The organism is Psychrobacter sp. TAE2020 (assembly GCF_018919485.1).
Taxonomy (GTDB): domain Bacteria; phylum Pseudomonadota; class Gammaproteobacteria; order Pseudomonadales; family Moraxellaceae; genus Psychrobacter.
This window is the reverse complement of the sequence record NZ_JAHLMU010000025.1, coordinates 1-379: the sequence shown is the minus strand read 5'-3', so window position 1 is coordinate 379 and position 379 is coordinate 1. Positions and strand designations below refer to the sequence as shown.

1 pseudogene is annotated in these 379 nt (G+C 49.9%); it reads left to right on the top strand.

The features are described from left to right. Positions 1-16 precede the first annotated feature (16 nt). Positions 17-379 (top strand): annotated as a pseudogene (folE, locus tag KPY62_RS13845) (GTP cyclohydrolase I FolE); the annotation flags it as partial.

The window sequence follows — 379 nt, the reverse complement described above, 5'->3', positions numbered from 1 at the left end:
GAGCGATGACAGTCTGATGGAAACGCCGCATCGTATCGCTAAGATGTACGTTGACGAGATTTACGCCGGCCTCGACTACTCCAATTTCCCGAAAATTACCCTCATTGAAAATAAAATGAAGGTGGATGAAATGGTCACCGTCCGCGATATCACGCTGACCAGCACCTGAGAACATCACATCGTGACCATAGATGGCAAAGCGACCGACGCGTATATCCCCAAAGATTCCGTGATCGGCCTGTCGAAAATTAACCGTATCGTGCAATTCTTCGCCCAGCGTCCGCAGGTTCAGGAACGTTTGACCCAACAAATTCTGACGGCGCTGCAAACCTTGCTCGGCACCAATAATGTAGCGGTATCGATTGATGCGGTGCATTAC